The sequence below is a fragment of the Streptococcus infantis genome, assembly GCF_047460825.1.
In the GTDB taxonomy this organism is placed as follows: domain Bacteria; phylum Bacillota; class Bacilli; order Lactobacillales; family Streptococcaceae; genus Streptococcus; species Streptococcus infantis_V.
On the sequence record NZ_JASHFO010000013.1, the window covers coordinates 1 to 16,122 of the forward strand.

Annotated in this window: 13 protein-coding genes, 9 tRNA genes, 1 rRNA gene, 1 pseudogene and 1 riboswitch; of the genes and pseudogenes, 22 read left to right on the forward strand and 2 right to left on the reverse strand. The window is 40.0% G+C overall.

Annotated features, from left to right (window positions below; translation table 11 throughout):
* Positions 1-10 precede the first annotated feature (10 nt).
* The 10 genes from rrf (at position 11) to QM911_RS05255 (ending at position 911) form a co-directional block, all read left to right on the forward strand.
* Positions 11-126, forward strand: a 5S ribosomal RNA gene (gene rrf, locus QM911_RS05210).
* 4 nt (positions 127-130) lie between these two features.
* Positions 131-203, forward strand: a tRNA-Val gene (locus QM911_RS05215).
* 2 nt (positions 204-205) lie between these two features.
* Positions 206-278: transfer RNA gene (locus tag QM911_RS05220), tRNA-Asp, on the forward strand.
* A 24-nt stretch (positions 279-302) separates the two neighbouring features.
* Positions 303-375: transfer RNA gene (locus tag QM911_RS05225), tRNA-Lys, on the forward strand.
* Between the two features lie 5 nt (positions 376-380).
* Positions 381-462, forward strand: a tRNA-Leu gene (locus QM911_RS05230).
* 12 nt (positions 463-474) lie between these two features.
* A tRNA-Thr gene (locus QM911_RS05235) sits at positions 475-547 on the forward strand.
* 27 nt (positions 548-574) lie between these two features.
* Positions 575-646: transfer RNA gene (locus QM911_RS05240), tRNA-Gly, on the forward strand.
* Positions 647-653: 7 nt separating this feature from the next.
* A tRNA-Leu gene (locus QM911_RS05245) sits at positions 654-739 on the forward strand.
* An 8-nt stretch (positions 740-747) separates the two neighbouring features.
* Positions 748-821: transfer RNA gene (locus QM911_RS05250), tRNA-Arg, on the forward strand.
* A 16-nt stretch (positions 822-837) separates the two neighbouring features.
* Positions 838-911 (forward strand) — tRNA-Pro (locus tag QM911_RS05255).
* A 248-nt stretch (positions 912-1,159) separates the two neighbouring features.
* On the opposite strand, the gene QM911_RS05260 is transcribed toward QM911_RS05255, so the two are convergent.
* On the reverse strand, positions 1,160-2,362 hold the full coding sequence (locus QM911_RS05260) for an IS110 family transposase (RefSeq protein ID WP_414313331.1): 1,203 nt from the start codon (positions 2,360-2,362) through the stop codon (positions 1,160-1,162).
* 272 nt (positions 2,363-2,634) lie between these two features.
* Positions 2,635-3,891: pseudogene (locus QM911_RS05265) on the reverse strand (ISL3 family transposase).
* Positions 3,892-4,192: 301 nt separating this feature from the next.
* Between QM911_RS05265 and QM911_RS05270 the strand changes: the two are divergent.
* The 12 genes from QM911_RS05270 to QM911_RS05325 all read left to right on the forward strand — a co-directional run bounded on the left by QM911_RS05270 (position 4,193) and on the right by QM911_RS05325 (position 16,117).
* Positions 4,193-5,344: an iron-containing alcohol dehydrogenase gene (locus QM911_RS05270; RefSeq protein WP_049503855.1), complete on the forward strand. Its 1,152-nt coding sequence runs from the start codon at positions 4,193-4,195 to the stop codon at positions 5,342-5,344.
* Positions 5,345-5,528: 184 nt separating this feature from the next.
* Positions 5,529-6,800, forward strand: a complete 1,272-nt coding sequence (locus QM911_RS05275; RefSeq protein ID WP_414313332.1) for a glycosyltransferase — start codon at positions 5,529-5,531, stop codon at positions 6,798-6,800.
* Complete coding sequence (locus QM911_RS05280; protein WP_414313347.1) at positions 6,800-7,780, forward strand: NAD-dependent epimerase/dehydratase family protein; 981 nt, start codon at positions 6,800-6,802, stop codon at positions 7,778-7,780. Before QM911_RS05275 ends, QM911_RS05280 begins: the two co-directional genes overlap by 1 nt.
* Positions 7,755-8,570 (forward strand): MBL fold metallo-hydrolase, encoded by an 816-nt coding sequence (locus QM911_RS05285; RefSeq protein ID WP_075228374.1) that lies wholly within the window; start codon positions 7,755-7,757, stop codon positions 8,568-8,570. Before QM911_RS05280 ends, QM911_RS05285 begins: the two co-directional genes overlap by 26 nt.
* Positions 8,548-9,810, forward strand: a complete 1,263-nt coding sequence (locus QM911_RS05290) for a F390 synthetase-related protein (protein WP_075228375.1) — start codon at positions 8,548-8,550, stop codon at positions 9,808-9,810. The genes QM911_RS05285 and QM911_RS05290 overlap by 23 nt, the downstream gene beginning before the upstream one ends.
* Positions 9,811-9,824: 14 nt before the next feature.
* Entirely contained in the window at positions 9,825-10,769 is a 945-nt protein-coding gene (locus tag QM911_RS05295; protein WP_075228376.1) for a 3-oxoacyl-[acyl-carrier-protein] synthase III C-terminal domain-containing protein, read from the forward strand.
* 170 nt (positions 10,770-10,939) lie between these two features.
* Positions 10,940-12,472, forward strand: coding sequence for a cardiolipin synthase (gene cls / locus QM911_RS05300; RefSeq protein ID WP_075228377.1), 1,533 nt, complete (start codon positions 10,940-10,942; stop codon positions 12,470-12,472).
* Between the two features lie 107 nt (positions 12,473-12,579).
* Positions 12,580-12,682: riboswitch (TPP riboswitch) on the forward strand.
* A gap of 75 nt (positions 12,683-12,757) precedes the next feature.
* Entirely contained in the window at positions 12,758-13,048 is a 291-nt protein-coding gene (locus tag QM911_RS05305) for an MTH1187 family thiamine-binding protein (RefSeq protein WP_075226824.1), read from the forward strand.
* Positions 13,011-13,769, forward strand: coding sequence for an ABC transporter permease (locus QM911_RS05310; RefSeq protein ID WP_075228378.1), 759 nt, complete (start codon positions 13,011-13,013; stop codon positions 13,767-13,769). Before QM911_RS05305 ends, QM911_RS05310 begins: the two co-directional genes overlap by 38 nt.
* Positions 13,770-13,806: 37 nt before the next feature.
* A complete protein-coding gene (locus QM911_RS05315) occupies positions 13,807-14,814 on the forward strand; it encodes an ABC transporter substrate-binding protein (protein WP_414313333.1) in 1,008 nt (335 codons plus the stop codon).
* On the forward strand, positions 14,814-15,542 hold the full coding sequence (locus tag QM911_RS05320; RefSeq protein ID WP_414313334.1) for an ABC transporter ATP-binding protein: 729 nt from the start codon (positions 14,814-14,816) through the stop codon (positions 15,540-15,542). Before QM911_RS05315 ends, QM911_RS05320 begins: the two co-directional genes overlap by 1 nt.
* 116 nt (positions 15,543-15,658) lie before the next feature.
* Positions 15,659-16,117, forward strand: coding sequence for a CtsR family transcriptional regulator (locus tag QM911_RS05325; RefSeq protein ID WP_315640078.1), 459 nt, complete (start codon positions 15,659-15,661; stop codon positions 16,115-16,117).
* Positions 16,118-16,122 lie beyond the last annotated feature (5 nt).

The following is a 16,122-nucleotide window of genomic DNA, read 5'->3' on the forward strand; positions in this document are numbered from 1 at the left end:
TTACTCAAAGTTAAGTGACGATAGCCTAGGAGATACACCTGTACCCATGCCGAACACAGAAGTTAAGCCCTAGAACGCCGGAAGTAGTTGGGGGTTGCCCCCTGTGAGATAAGGAAGTCGCTTAGCTAAAGGGAGTTTAGCTCAGCTGGGAGAGCATCTGCCTTACAAGCAGAGGGTCAGCGGTTCGATCCCGTTAACTCCCATAGGTCCCGTAGTGTAGCGGTTATCACGTCGCCCTGTCACGGCGAAGATCGCGGGTTCGATTCCCGTCGGGACCGTTTAAGATAACGAAAGTTATTTTAGACTCGTTAGCTCAGTTGGTAGAGCAATTGACTTTTAATCAATGGGTCACTGGTTCGAGCCCAGTACGGGTCATCATTGCGGGTTTGGCGGAATTGGCAGACGCACCAGATTTAGGATCTGGCGCTTAACGGCGTGGGGGTTCAAGTCCCTTAACCCGCATAATAGAAATAAGCCGGCTTAGCTCAGTTGGTAGAGCATCTGATTTGTAATCAGAGGGTCGCGTGTTCAAGTCATGTAGCCGGCATTTTTTTAATATAACCAAGAGGTCGATGCGAACGTAGTTCAGTGGTAGAACACCACCTTGCCAAGGTGGGGGTCGCGGGTTCGAATCCCGTCGTTCGCTTAGAGAGGCCGGGGTGGCGGAACTGGCAGACGCACAGGACTTAAAATCCTGCGATTGGTAACGATCGTACCGGTTCGATCCCGGTCCTCGGCATATAATGAGCACCCTTAGCTCAACTGGATAGAGTACCTGACTACGAATCAGGCGGTTAGAGGTTCGACTCCTCTAGGGTGCATTTTTTCTATTTAACTCGGGAAGTAGCTCAGCTTGGTAGAGTACTTGGTTTGGGACCAAGGTGTCGCAGGTTCGAATCCTGTCTTCCCGATTGATATTACAGAGTAAGAACAATGGTTGTTCTTTTTTTTTATTTGTTATTAATCTTTTTTTCAGGCTCTTTTCTACGATTTGTCAAGTATATCAAGGGCCTTAAGTAAAAAAAGAGATAAGACAGTAGCTATTCTGAGGTTACTGTCTTATTTTTACCACTTATTGATCCATAAAAGGGCATGCTAAAAAACACCTCATCTGGTATTTTTTGCAACAAGGTGTTATAATAATATGGCATAGATGACCTTATCGATTTTGGGTCAAAGAGTAATCGTAAAGTTTGTTATGCGTAATGAGGTAATACATTGTTCGAATGAGACGATGTATAGAGGTAATCGCATGTGGCTTGGTTGAAGCTATTGTCGATTGTCTTTTTCGTTTCTCATAAAAGTCGGCGATATGGCAGGGATTGGTATGACTAGCTGAAGCGGTGTTATGAATGCGCTTGAACAAGATTTTTCTGGCATAGGGATTACCTCGCTTAGTAATGTGTTCCTTGGCGAGAAAGGTCCCAGATTCATAGTGTCTCAGGTCAATGTCAATAAAAGCGTTGATTTGATTGGTAGACTGAAAGCGACGAATATCTCCCAATTCGCCAATGATAGATGTCGCTGTGATTTCTGCGATGCCAGGAATTGATCGTAAGATGTCATACTCTGGTAAAGGCTGAGCTAGAGCTACCATGTCGTCTAAGACAACCTGTCTGTGCTCAGAAAGACGAAGCAATTCTTGAGCATAGTAACGAACCTCTTCAAGCATTGGGGAGATTTTCTTGACCGCACAAAAAGATTGTTTAGCGAGTTTTATAAGTTTATCAGTCAGGTAAGCAATACGCTTTTCAGAGATTCGTTTGGAGGTAGATTGACGGATGATCTTACACAATTCATTTTGAGATAGGTTTACTACAAACTCTTTGCATGGAAAAGCCATCACTAAATTCCAATATTGCTCTCCAGTTGGTGTGGATAAGAGATTTTCCAATTCAGGAAAGGTGACTTGTAAGACCTTGTGTAGACGATTTTTAGCTCTAACAATGTCTTCTGTAAGATTTTGATAGAAACGGCTTAAATCACGCAGGTGTTGATAAACTTCTTCCTGCGCATAAGTTGGTTTACGATTGAGTATAAACTGAGAATGAGCCAACTTTTCAGCGTCAATTTTGTCTGTTTTACGAACTCGCAGACTGTCCAGTTGCTTCTTAGCTTCCAGAGGATTCAGCTGTGTATAAGCGTAGCCGTATTCCTCAAGAAAGGCTCGAAGACGCCGAGAATAGACACCAGTAGCTTCAAATATAATCTCAGGATTATGAACAGTTTTCAAGTCATTCAAAAGATGATTGAAGCCAATGGCGTCATTGAGCATAGTGTATCCATGAATCTTTTCACCGTTGACTAAAATTGCCACCTCAGAACTTGCCTTACTCATATAAATCCCAAATACTGTACGCATGATATTACCTCTTTTGTCTTGAATAATTCCGTGTTTTAGTGATTTTATTTTCAATACGCGACGTCTAGCGTCCCACATACTTTGATCAAATTCCACCTAAAACAAGGTGTCTTGCCAGTTTGTCAAGCGACGTCTAGCGCCAAAGAGCCCTACGACTTTACAAGACACCTCTACTTTAACATAAAGAAAAAGTAGTGAGTACTCTCTCCCGTCGGAGATTTTCTCACTACTAATCTTAGTATGTTTGTCAACTGTAGTGGGTTGATGAAAAGTTATAACCTGGAGAGGACCAACTTGGTTCTCTCCTTTTTGATATTCAAAGCAATGAGGATTCTAATTTTAAAGTTTTCAAAGTTCCGGAAGCCAAAAGCATTGCGCTTGATGACCTTAATGAGGTTATTGGTAGCCTCTAGTTTTGCGTTTGAGTAGGGCAGTTCCAGTGAGTTCATGATTTTGTCCTTGTCTTTCCAAAAGGTCTTAAAAACAGTTTGAAAAATAGGATTTACACAAGAAATCGTTTCTTCAATCAGTTCAAAGAAATGGTCTGTTTGTTTCTCTTGGAAATGAAACAGTAATAGTTGATAGAGTTCATAGTGCTATCTAAGTTCTTGAGAGTATGCAAGGAGCTTTTCGAGAATCTCTTTATTGGTCAAGTGTGAGCGAAAAGTCGGGCGATAAAATCGTTTATCGCTGAGTTTACGGCTATCCTGTTGAATGAGTTTCCAGTAACGTTTTAGTGCCTTATATTCGTGCGATTTGCGATCAAAACGATTCATGACTTGGATGCGAAGACGATTCATAGCTCGACTGAGATGTTGGATAATGTGAAAGCGGTCGAGAACGATTTTAGCGTTAGGAAAAAGTTTTCTGGCAATATCATAGTAGGGGCTAAACATATCCATGGTAATGACTTTCACTCGACTTCTCACCTGACTAGAATAACGAAGGAAATGATTGCGAATAGTCACTTGAGTTCGCCCATCCAGGATAACTACGATCTTTCTGGAATCAAAATCCTGTGCAATGAAACTCATCTTACCTTTCTTGAAGCTGTATTCATCCCAAGACATGTGAGTTGGAAGGAAAGATAAATCTGTCTTGAATTTGAATTCTTTCAATTTACGAATGACTGTCGAAGTAGATACAGATAGACTTTCTGCGATAGCCGTCATAGGGACTTTCTCGATTAATTTTTGAGTGATTTTCTGGTTGACGATGGTAGCGATTTGGTGATTCTTTTTGACTAAGGAAGTCTCTGCGACAGCTATTTTCCCGCAGACTTTACAACGGAAACGGCGTTTTCTCAATCGAATGAGTGTCTTATAGCCTGCACACTCTAGATAGGGAATTTTAGATTCTTTCTGGAAGTCATATTTAGTCATTTGCCCTAGGCAGTGATGACACTTAGGAGCAGGATAATCTAGCTTAGCGATGACTTCTTTATGCGTTCCAGCATCAAGATAATCCAAGATTATGATGTTCTTGTCTTTAATATCGAGTAGTTTTGTGATAAAATGTAATTGTTCCATATGATTCTTTCTAATGATGGTTTGGTCGCTTTTCATTATAGATCTTATGGGACTTTTTTTCTACACAAAAATAGGCCCATAATATCCATAGGGGATTCACCCACTACAAATATTATAGAGCCTTTTTTCAATAAAATAATCCATCTCAAATTTGTCTGGTTATCTTTTCCTTATGAAATTTTATTAAAATATTTTTTCAATCTCCTATTTGTTAAAAAAATCACAAATATTTGAAAATATAGGAAATATATTATATAATTAACCTAAATATAAAGCGTGAAAAACGCAAGGAGGAAAAAATATGGCAACATTTTACGTTCCAGCAGTCAACCTTATTGGTAAAGGTGTGGTAAATGAAGTTGGTCCTTATGTTAAGGAGTTGGGCTATACTAAGGCTCTTTTGGTGACAGATAAGTATATCGAATCAAGTGATATCTTGCCAAAAATTTTAAAACCTTTAGATGATGAAGGGATTGCTTACGTTATCTTTAGTGATGTTGAACCTAACCCTACTTGTAAAAATGTCATGGATGGGGTCGCTGCTTTGAAAGAGCATAACTGTGACTTTATCATCTCTGTCGGTGGTGGCTCTCCACAGGATGCAGCTAGCTGTATTTCTGTAATCGCTACTAATGGCGGTAAGCCACAGGATTATGAAGGTTTGCATAAGTCTGCTCAAAAAGGCCTTCCTGTTGTAGCTATCAATACTACTGCAGGTACATCAGCAGAAATTACTATCAACTACGTTATCACTGATGAAGAACGTAAGGTTAAAATGGTAATGGTTGATAAGAACAGTCTTGCTCTTATCTCTGTTAATGACCCTGAATTGATGGTTTCAAAACCTCAAGCTTTGACTGCTGCTACTGGTATGGATGCTCTTACTCACGCTGTTGAAGCTTTGGTAACACCAGGTGCTTATGATGTGACTAAGAAACTCTCTATCGGAGCTATCGAACTAATCAAAGAATATCTTCCACGTGCAGTAGAAAACGGTCACGACATCGAAGCTCGTGAAGGTATGGTTAATGCCATCTTCCTTGGAGGAATGAGCTTTAACAATGCTGGACTTGGTTATGTTCACTCAATGGCTCACCAATTGGGTGCTGTCTATAACTTGCCTCATGGTGTTTGCTGTGCCATGCTTTTGCCAGTTGTTGAGCGTGAAAATGCCAAACGTGTACCTGTAGCCTTCCGTAATGTTGCTAAGGCCTTGGGTATGCAAATCGAAGGAAAATCAGATGAGGAATGTGCGGCTTATGCTATTTCTGAAATTGAAAAACTTTCTGAAACTGTCGGTATTCCTAAGAAATTGACAGAACTTGGTATCGAAGAAAAAGACTTTGACTTTGAATACCTTTCTAAGAATGCCTTGATTGATGCTTGTGCACCAGGTAATCCATTCATGCCAACTTTGGAAGAAACCATTGCTTTCTATAAGGAATTATTCTAAGCAAAGCTACTTTAGAATTTTTTAGGGATAGTAAATTTAAGATTCTTACATTACGAATTCCTCCCGAATATTCAAATAATGTATTAGGGAATCAAATACTATTCCTATGATTTAAAACCAATAATATTTAAGAAGAACTATCCTTGTGATAGTTCTTTTTTGGAAAATTTGATATGCTAGGATTATGAAGAAAATCAAAATCGATGTTGTGATTGTTCCTTTAAGTGGACATTTGTATCCAACTATGAATTTACTTGCACCACTATTACAAAATCCTCAGTATGAGATTCGTCTATTTACAGGCCCTCAGAAGAAAACTGTTGCTGAGGCTGCAGGTTTTAATGTAGTTACCATACTAGAAGATCATATTGAGGAATTTGAAAAGGCAGCAAATAACTCTGAACAATTAGGGATTTTATCAGCCTATCATCAACTTTCTGCTAGTATTGATTTAATTAATTTAGTTTCTGATCAATTAATGAAAGAGTGGCAAAAGAATCGCCCAGATATTGTTATTGCTGATTTTATAACTTTGTCAGGTGGGCTCGTGGCAGATCAGCTTGGAATTCCTTGGATTACTACCATGGCTACACAATTTGTTTTAGAGACTACTGATGGCCCGCCCTGTTTAATTGGTGGGATGGGGAGTCCCAAGAATGTCTGGGAGTCTGCAGTACAATTTTTAGGTAGAAAGGGAACTCGGTTAGTAAAACGGATTGTATCTTTTTCGTTTCGTGATCGTTTAAAGAGATATAATTTTAGACTCTATAATCAGCTGGACCAAGAGACTATTTATTCTCCATATTCAATCCTTGGTATAGGGATGAAAGAAGTAGAGTTAAAAAAGGGATTCCCAAAACACTACAAGTGGGTTGGTCCTTCTGGTGCTTCGGTTGAGGCAGGAGAGGATTATCCTTTAGATTTGTCGGTTTTCCCTAATCGAAAAAAGGTTTTGGTTACTTGTGGGACACAACTGGCATGGGCCAAAGATAATCTAATCTTTCAAGCGAAGCAACTAGTAAAAGCGCATCCTAATTTTCACTTTTTTGTGACTCGTGGAGTTGGTGGAGAACCTTTTCAGTGTGAGAATCTGATGGAGAATCTGTCCCTTGTTTCTTATCTTCCTTACAAAGAATACATTCCTCAGATGGATTATGTGATTCATCATGGTGGAGCGGGAATTTTTTATCAGTGTATCATTTATGGTAAACCGGCTTTGATTTTGCCTCATGACTACGACCAATATGATTATGCTGTTCGTGGTGTGGAAGCGGGTGTTGCTTTCACAGCTAAAAGAGATAATAGCCAGGAGATTGGGCAGGCATTTGAAAAATTAATTGCTAAAGAAGATTGGTCAGAATTAGAAATTTTACGCCAGGCTGCACAATCCTATCATCCAACAGAAATTTTGGAAAGCGAAATCCACCGTCTGTTAGCAGATAAGGAGAAAGAATGATGAAAAAAGTATTAGTTACAGGAGCCACTGGTTTCTTGGGTAAATATGTTGTAGAAGAACTAGTTGAGCATGGTTACCAAGTGCGAGCTTTTGGTAGAAATAGTCAGGTAGGGCAATCCTTGGAAGACTCTTCTGTCAGTTTTTTTCAGGGTGATTTGACCAAAGCTGATGATGTGCTAGAGGCATGTCAAGGGATAGACATGGTTGTTCATGCCGGGGCTCTTTCAACTATTTGGGGGCCATGGGAAGATTTTTATCAGGCTAATGTTTTAGGAACCAAATATGTTCTCGAGGCATGTCGCCAAACAGATATTCAACGTTTAGTCTATGTATCCTCACCAAGCATCTACGCTGCTCCTAAGGATCAGTTGGAAATCAAAGAAAGTGATGCACCAAAGGAAAATAATCTCAATAACTATATACGTAGTAAATTGGCTTCGGAGAGACTCTTTAAGGATTATCCAGATGTTCCTAGTATTATCTTGAGGCCTCGGGGACTGTTTGGGATTGGAGATACCAGCATCTTGCCACGGGTGATCAATCTTAGTCAAAAAATTGGTATTCCTTTAATTGGAGATGGGCGTCAGCTCATGGACATGACTTGTGTGGAAAATGTTGCTCTCGCAATTCGTTTAGCCTTAGAAGTCTCAGAAGCAAAAGGTGAGGTCTATAACATTACTAATGGTGAACCGAGGGCTTTTAGAGATTTGTTAGAGGAAAGTTTGACAGGTTTGGGTTTCCCAATCAAATATAGAAAAATTCCAGCATCTCTATTAGCAGGAATTGCAAGTAGTTTAGAGTTTCTTTACAAGTCCTTGAATCTGAAAGGGGAACCGCCTTTAACACGATATACCTATTATCTACTTCGTTATAGTCAAACTCTAGATATTAGCAAGGCTGAGAGGGAATTGGGGTATCGTCCGAAAATTAGTATTTCAGAAGGGATTGAACAATATGTCCAAGATTATCGAAAGCATTGAGTATTTCCCAGCGGGATATTGTACGAGTTATGCCGGTTTGCTCTTTAAAGGTGTTAAGAATAGAAAGATGACTTTCCCTGCAGGTGTCTTTTTGATTAAGCACAGGGATAAAGGTTATCTGCTATATGATACTGGCTATCACTACGATATTAAGACAAAACTAAGATATGCTTTATATCGCTTGGGGACGCCCGTTCAAATGATAGAGCAGGATCAGATTTCGCATTTGCTGAAGGCTCAAGGAATCAAGCCAGAAGAAATCAACTATGTCTTGTTGTCTCATCTACATCCAGATCATTTGGGAGGAGCTAGCTTCTTTCCGAATGCAAACTTTATCCTGACCCAGGAAGTCTATGATGTTTACAAGAAACCAAAACTAAAAGATTTAATTTTTAAAGAATTTTTGCCGAGTGACTTCGAGGAAAGACTGACAGTCATCAAGGCAGATCAGCAAAACTCCAACTTTAATTACCGTCCTACCTATGATTTGTTTGGAGACGGAAGTATCCTTGTCTCTTCTATTGATGGGCATGCCAAGGGACAAGCTTGCCTCTTTATTCCAGACTATCATCTCTTTATCGCAGCAGACCTTTGTTGGGGAATTGACCTTTTGCCTTACACTAAACAGATGCATCTGATTCCTTCCTTGGTGCAAGATAGTAAGGCTGACTATATCAAAGGAACAGAGCTCTTGGAAGAAGTTTTAAAGGATGGAATAGAAGTGCTAGTTAGCCATGACCCTGTAGAAAGGATTGAGCGGATTTTATATGAAAAAAATAACCTTTCTTAAAACTTTTTTCCAAACTCGTTGGCTACATAATTTTAAATCTCGAAAAGCCTTAGAAAACTATCAGAAAAAGCAGTTGGCTGCCTATATGGACTTTCTCAAACGTGAGTCGCCTTATTTTAAAAATGGTGTACCTAACGACTTTGACCATATGGATAAAGCATTTATGATGACGCATTTCAATGAGCTTAATACTCAAGGTGTGGATCGAGACGAGGCCTTGGCATTGGCTATCGAAAGTGAGAAGACCCGTAATTTTACAGAACTCAAAGGAGAAATAGCTGTTGGGCTGTCTTCTGGAACATCTGGACACCGGGGACTCTTTATCACAACTGAAAAAGAGAGAAGTATGTGGGCAGCGGCTATCTTGGCAAAGATGTTATCCAAAGGTCACCTTTTTGGGCACCGCATAGCCTTTTTCCTCAGAGCGGATAATGAATTGTATCAGACCATCAATACGGCGCTTATTCGTTTAGAGTACTTTGATATTTTCAAGAATACAGATGAGCATACCGAGCGTCTCAACAATTATCAACCGACCATTGTGGTGGCGCCTGCTTCTATGTTGATTGAATTGAGCAAGCGTCTAAAAGCTGGGGAGTTAGTCATTCACCCACAAAAAATCGTTTCGGTGGCTGAAATCTTGGAAGATAGTGACAAAGAGCGAATTTCGAACGCTTTTGCATTACCGATTATTGATCAGGTTTATCAAGCAACGGAAGGTTTCTTAGCTTGTACGTGCTCGGCTGGGAATCTTCATCTCAACGAAGACATCATTTTTGTGGAAAAACACTACTTGGATGACCGACGTTTTTATCCAGTGATTACGGATTTTAAGCGGAGCAGTCAACCTGTTTATCGCTATCAGCTCAACGATATCTTGGTTGAAAATCCTGAACCTTGTCCTTGTGGATCTCATTATACAAGGATTGACAAGGTTGAGGGGCGTTCTGACGACATCTTCTATTTTGATGGACAAGATGGAGGTCAGGTCACGATTTATCCTGACTTTATCAGACGTTGCATTCTCTTTGTGGAGAATGTCGGAGATTACCAAGTTAAACAACATTCTGAGAAGCTAGTGGAAGTTTGTCTGAGTCGAAGGGACGAGCAAGTAGAAACAGCAATCACAGAGCAATTCAGACTCTTAGCTCAACAGAAAGAGTTTAAAGCACCTGAAATACAATTTTCAGATTATCACTGGGATACAAGTCGTAAACTCAAACGTATCCAACGTTTATGAAAGGATAAAAGATTATGACAGAAGTGAAAAGACATGTAGAAATTGCAGGCTATGGAGTTTACCTTCCAAAAAATACAGTGCAATTTAAAGACCAAACCCGTTACCGTGTCGTAGAAAATGAAGAAACACAGCTAGATTTGGCAGAAGCGGCTATCCAACGTGCACTTGAAAATGCAAATTTGAATATTAAAGATATTGATTGCCTTGTATCAGCTAGTGCGGTTGGTGTTCAACCTATTCCGTGTACAGCTGCTTTGATTCATGAGCGCGTGGCAAAAGGACTCTCTATTCCAGCTATGGATATCAATACGACTTGTACAAGTTTTATCTCTGCTTTATCAACCATGTCACATTTGATTGAAGCTGGGGAATACTGTCGTGTTTTGATTGTATCTAGTGAAGTTGGTAGCTTGGGTCTTAATCCAAAGCAAAAAGAAAGTTTTGAACTCTTTAGTGATGGGGCAGCAGCCTTTATTTTCCAAAAAAGTAGTCAGGACAAAGGAGTGATAGCAAGCCTTCAACGTACTTGGTCAGAGGGGGCTCACGATACAGAGATTCGAGGAGGCTTGACTTCTTATCAGCCAAAAGAGTATTCTGAAGAGACCAAGACAAATTTTATGTTTGATATGAAAGGCAAGAAAATTCTCTTGCTTTCTGCTCGTGTCATTCCAGAAATGTTCCAAGAATTCCAAGAGAAATCTGGGATTTCTAAAGATGCTGTAGACTATATTATTCCCCACCAAGCTAGTCGCGCTCTTCCTTTGGTCATGGGAAAACTGGGTGTAGATGAAGACAAGTACCTTAACCTTGTTAGTGATTATGGAAATATGGTTTCAGTCTCTGTGCCATTTGGTTTAGCTTATTCTTTAGACCATAGCTTGGCCAAAGAAGGCGATGTAGTTTACCTGATGGGAACTGCAGCTGGTATGACGGTCAATATGTTGGCATTAAAATTGTAATATAAGAGCAGGCATGTATGTGGCCTGCTTTTTATTGTTCACCTCAGTTGGAGAACTATCGGCCTAAACAGAAAAGACTTGCTAAGTTCTTCTAAACTAAGTATACTAGAAGGTAACAAGCGTTTTCAGACGTTAAATTAGGGAGTAGACTTAGAAATTGAGGGGGAGTTATGGGAACTAGAAAATTGCGACTATTGATGTCCAAGTATGGTTTTAGCATTGCAATAATTCTGATAGAATTATTTGTAGTTTTTGCAGTCATTCTTTACATGAGCCAGATTGCTCCAATTATTTGGGTGACTCTTGTATTTTTGATCAGCGTAGCAACTGTTTTAGCCATTGTTAATCGTTCCATGTCTCCTGAGAGCAAGGTGACTTGGTTGATTGTCACTTTTGTCCCTGTTTTTGGTCCCTTACTTTATATCATGTTTGGTGAGCGTCGGTTATCAAAAAAGGAATTCAAACAACTGCAGGAACTTCGTTCTATTGCATCTCATGAAAAGCGAGAGCATAGTCTTCATCAGATCCTACAAGAAACTGATAAATCTGCCTACGGTATTATCAATGCCTTGTTACATATGGATAGTAATGCAGAGGTTTATGACCATACAGACTCACAATTCTTTGCTAATGGAGAAGAAATGTGGCAACAGATGCTGGAGGATCTGAAGAGGGCTGAAAAATTTATTTTTCTAGAATACTACATTGTCGACGAAGGTTTGATGTGGGATAGTATGCTTGAAATTCTTGAAGAAAAAGCTGCTCAGGGAGTCGAGGTCAAGATGCTCTACGATGATATTGGTTGTATGGTGACCTTGCCTGGGGATTATACTGTTCATTTGCGTTCTAAAGGGATTGATGCTCATAAGTTTAATAAGGTGATTCCTCGTATGACAGTGGCCTATAACAACCGTGACCACCGTAAGATTTTGGTCATTGATGGGCAGATTGCCTATACTGGCGGGATTAATCTTGCAGACGAATATATCAATCAGATTGAACGTTTTGGACACTGGAAAGATAGTGGAATTCGGATTGATGGTCCGGCGACTCAAGCATTTACCAGACTATTTCTCATGAACTGGTACATCAACCGTGGGGAAATCAGTGACTTTGATCAGTATCATTTGGAAAATCAGACACGATTTGGTAGCGGTCTTTGTATCCCGTATGGAAGTGGCCCTAAGCCTATCTATAAAATGAAGGTGGGGAAAATCGTCTACCAAAATCTGATTAATCAAGCGGAAGATTTTGTCTATATCACCACGCCTTATCTCATTATTGATTATGATTTGACAGAGGATATAAAAAATGCAGCCATGCGAGGTGTAGATGTGAGAATTATAACTCCATTTATCCCAGATAAAAAGCTCATCCAGTTAGTAACTCGAGGGTCTTACCCTGATCTTTTGTCTGCTGGTGTACGTATCTATGAGTATACTCCTGGTTTTATCCATAGTAAGCAAATGATTGTTGATGATCGATTTGCGGTTGTTGGAACCATAAACCTTGATTATCGCAGCTTGGTTCACCACTATGAAAATGCAGTTTTATTGTACGAAACACCATCGATTGCAGATATTCGTAAGGACTTTGAAGAGATTTTTGAAGTATCGCAAGAAATTTTTCCTGGAACAATCAAGCCTACTTGGTATCAAACATTAATCAAAGAAGTAGCTCAGTTATTCGCCCCTATGCTTTAATTGAAAGAGCTAGTTCATCTTTATAATTAGAGAAAGAGAAGGTTTGCCGTCTCTTTTTCTGTAAGCAGTTTCCTTGACATCTTATTTATTTTTCGTTATCATATGTCCATATAATATATGGGAGTCTGTGTACAGTCTGAGAGGAAGTGTTAAACTTCGACCGCACCTGATCTGGGTAATGCCAGCGTAGGGAACGATACTTGGCCTAATTTTGCACCTTTTTCATATATGAAAGAGGTTTTTCTTTTTTTACAAAGAAAAACTGTAATTTAGAAGGAGGTTTTAATGAAAGCAAGCATTGCTTTACAAGTCCTGCCCCTGTCACAGGGGATTGACCGCATAGCTGTAATTGATAAGGTCATTGCTTATCTGCAAGCTCAAGAAGTGACCATGGTGGTGACACCATTTGAAACGGTCTTGGAGGGGGAGTTTGATGAGCTTATGCGCATTCTCAAAGAAGCGCTAGAAGTGGCGGGGCAAGGAGCGGACAATGTTTTTGCCAATGTGAAAATAAATATAGGAGAGATTTTAAGCATCGATGAGAAACTTGAAAAGTATAATGAGACGACATATTAGTCTGCTAGGATTTTTGGGTGTCTTATCCGTTTGGCAGGTGGCGGGATTCTTAAAACTCTTACCAAAGTTTATCCTGCCGACACCACTTGAGATTCTCCAGTCTTTTGTTCGAGACAGAGAATTTCTCTGGTACCATAGCTGGGCAACCTTGAGAGTAGCTTTGCTAGGTTTGGTCTTGGGTGTTTTGATAGCCTGTATTATGGCCGTCCTTATGGATAGTTTGGGATGGCTCAATGACCTGATTTACCCCATGATGGTGGTTGTCCAGACTATACCGACCATTGCCATAGCCCCTATCCTAGTTTTATGGTTGGGTTATGGAATCATGCCCAAGATTGTCTTGATTATCTTGACGACTACTTTTCCTATCATCGTTAGTATTTTAGATGGTTTTAGGCATTGCGACAAGGACATGCTGACCTTGTTTAGTCTGATGCGAGCGAATCCTTGGCAAATCCTGTGGCATTTTAAAATCCCTGTCAGCCTGCCCTACTTTTATGCAGGTCTGAGGGTCAGTGTCTCCTATGCTTTCATCACAACAGTTGTATCTGAGTGGTTGGGAGGCTTTGAAGGACTAGGTGTCTACATGATTCAGTCCAAAAAACTGTTTCAGTATGATACCATGTTTGCGATTATTATTCTGGTATCGCTGATCAGTCTTCTGGGGATGAAGCTAGTCGATATCAGTGAAAAATATGTGATTAAATGGAAACGTGCTTAAAATAGATTGTTTTGGAAAAAGAAAAGAGGAAATAAAAATGAAGAAAACATGGAAAGTGTTTTTAACGATTGTAACAGCTTTTCTAGCTGTCGTGCTTGTGGCTTGTGGCCAAGGAACAGCTTCTAAGGATAACAAAGAAGCAGAACTCAAAAAAATTGACTTTATCCTAGACTGGACACCCAATACCAACCATACAGGGCTTTATGTAGCCAAAGAAAAAGGTTATTTCAAAGAAGCTGGAGTGGATGTTGATTTGAAATTGCCACCAGAAGAAAGTTCATCTGACTTGGTGATCAATGGTAAGGCACCGTTTGCTATTTATTTCCAAGACTACATGGCTAAGAAATTGGAAAAAGGGGCAGGAATTACTGCCGTTGCAGCGATCGTTGAGCACAATACATCAGGGATTATCTCTCGTAAGTCTGACAATATCAATAGTCCTAAAGACTTGGTTGGTAAGAAATACGGAACTTGGAATGACCCAACTGAGCTTGCTATGCTGAAAACCTTGGTAGAATCTCAAGGTGGAGACTTCGAGAAGGTTGAAAAAGTACCAAACAACGACTCGAACTCGATCACACCGATTGCCAATGGCGTTTTTGACTCTGCTTGGATTTATTATGGTTGGGATGGAATCCTTGCCAAATCGCAAGGTGTGGATGCCAACTTTATGTATTTGAAAGACTACGTCAAAGAGTTTGACTACTACTCACCAGTTATCATCGCTAACAATGACTATCTGAAAGACAACAAAGAAGAAGCTCGTAAAGTCATCCAAGCTATTAAAAAAGGTTACCAATACGCTATGGATCACCCAGAAGAAGCGGCTGATATCTTGATCAAGAATGCACCTGAGTTAAAGGATAAACGTGACTTTGTCATCGAATCTCAGAAATACTTATCAAAAGAGTATGCTAGCGACAAGGAAAAATGGGGACAGTTTGATGCTGACCGCTGGAATGCCTTCTACAAATGGGATAAAGAAAATGGTATCCTCAAGGAAGATTTGACTGATAAAGGATTTACTAACGAATTTGTAAAATAATGACAGAAATTAGACTAGAACACGTAAGCTATGCCTACGATGATGAAAAGATTTTAGAGGACATTAACCTACAAGTGACTTCAGGTGAAGTGGTCTCTATCCTAGGCCCCAGTGGTGTAGGGAAGACCACTCTCTTTAACCTGATTGCAGGCATTTTAGAAGTCCAGTCTGGGAGAATCATTCTTGACGGTGAAGAAAATCCCAAGGGGCGCGTGAGCTATATGTTACAAAAGGATCTGCTCTTGGAACATAAGACTGTCCTTGGTAATATCATTTTGCCCCTCTTGATTCAAAAGGTGGACAAGGCAGAAGCCATTGCCAAAGCAGATGAAATTCTTGCTACCTTTCAGTTGACGGCTGTAAGGGATAAGTACCCTCATGAACTCAGTGGTGGGATGCGCCAGCGTGTTGCTTTACTCCGTACCTACCTTTTCGGGCATAAGCTCTTTCTTCTAGACGAGGCCTTTAGCGCTTTGGATGAGATGACTAAGATGGAACTTCACGCTTGGTATTTGGAGATTCACAAACAGCTAGGGTTGACGACGCTCATCATCACGCATAGTATCGAGGAAGCCCTCAATCTTAGTGACCGTATCTATATCTTGAAAAATAGGCCTGGACAGATTGTTTCTGAAGTCAAACTTAATTGGTCTGAAGCTGAAGACAAGGAAGTTCAAAAAATTGCTTATAAACGCCAAATCTTAGCGGAATTGGGATTAAATAATTAGAAAGACAGGGAGTTGGTGAGGATTGTTCATTACCAGCCCCTTTTTCTTTTAAAAAATCGAAAAATTCGGTATAATAGTCAAAGATAGTCAAGGTTCAAAGAAAGAGGTGGCATTCTATGAGATTTAAAAATACATCAGACCATATAGAGGCCTATATCAAGGCGATTTTGGAGCAGTCGGGTATGGTTGAATTGCAACGAAGCCAATTAGCGGATACCTTTCAAGTCGTGCCTAGTCAGATCAACTATGTGATTAAGACTCGATTTACTGAAAGCAGAGGTTATTTAGTTGAAAGTAAGCGAGGAGGTGGAGGTTATATTCGCATTGGTCGAATTGAATTCTCTAACCATCATGATATGCTTCGAGATCTACTGTATTCGGTAGGTGAAGAAGTTAGCCTAGCTATCTTTGAAGATGTTTTAAGACTCTTGTTTGAGCAGGATTTGGTGACTCGTCAGGAGATGAATCTATTATTAGCGATGGCGACAGACCGAGTTTTAGGCGATGATGCCAATCTTATCCGTGCCAATATGCTCCGTCAGTTATTACAAGAGGTAGATAGAAAAGGAAAATAGAACTA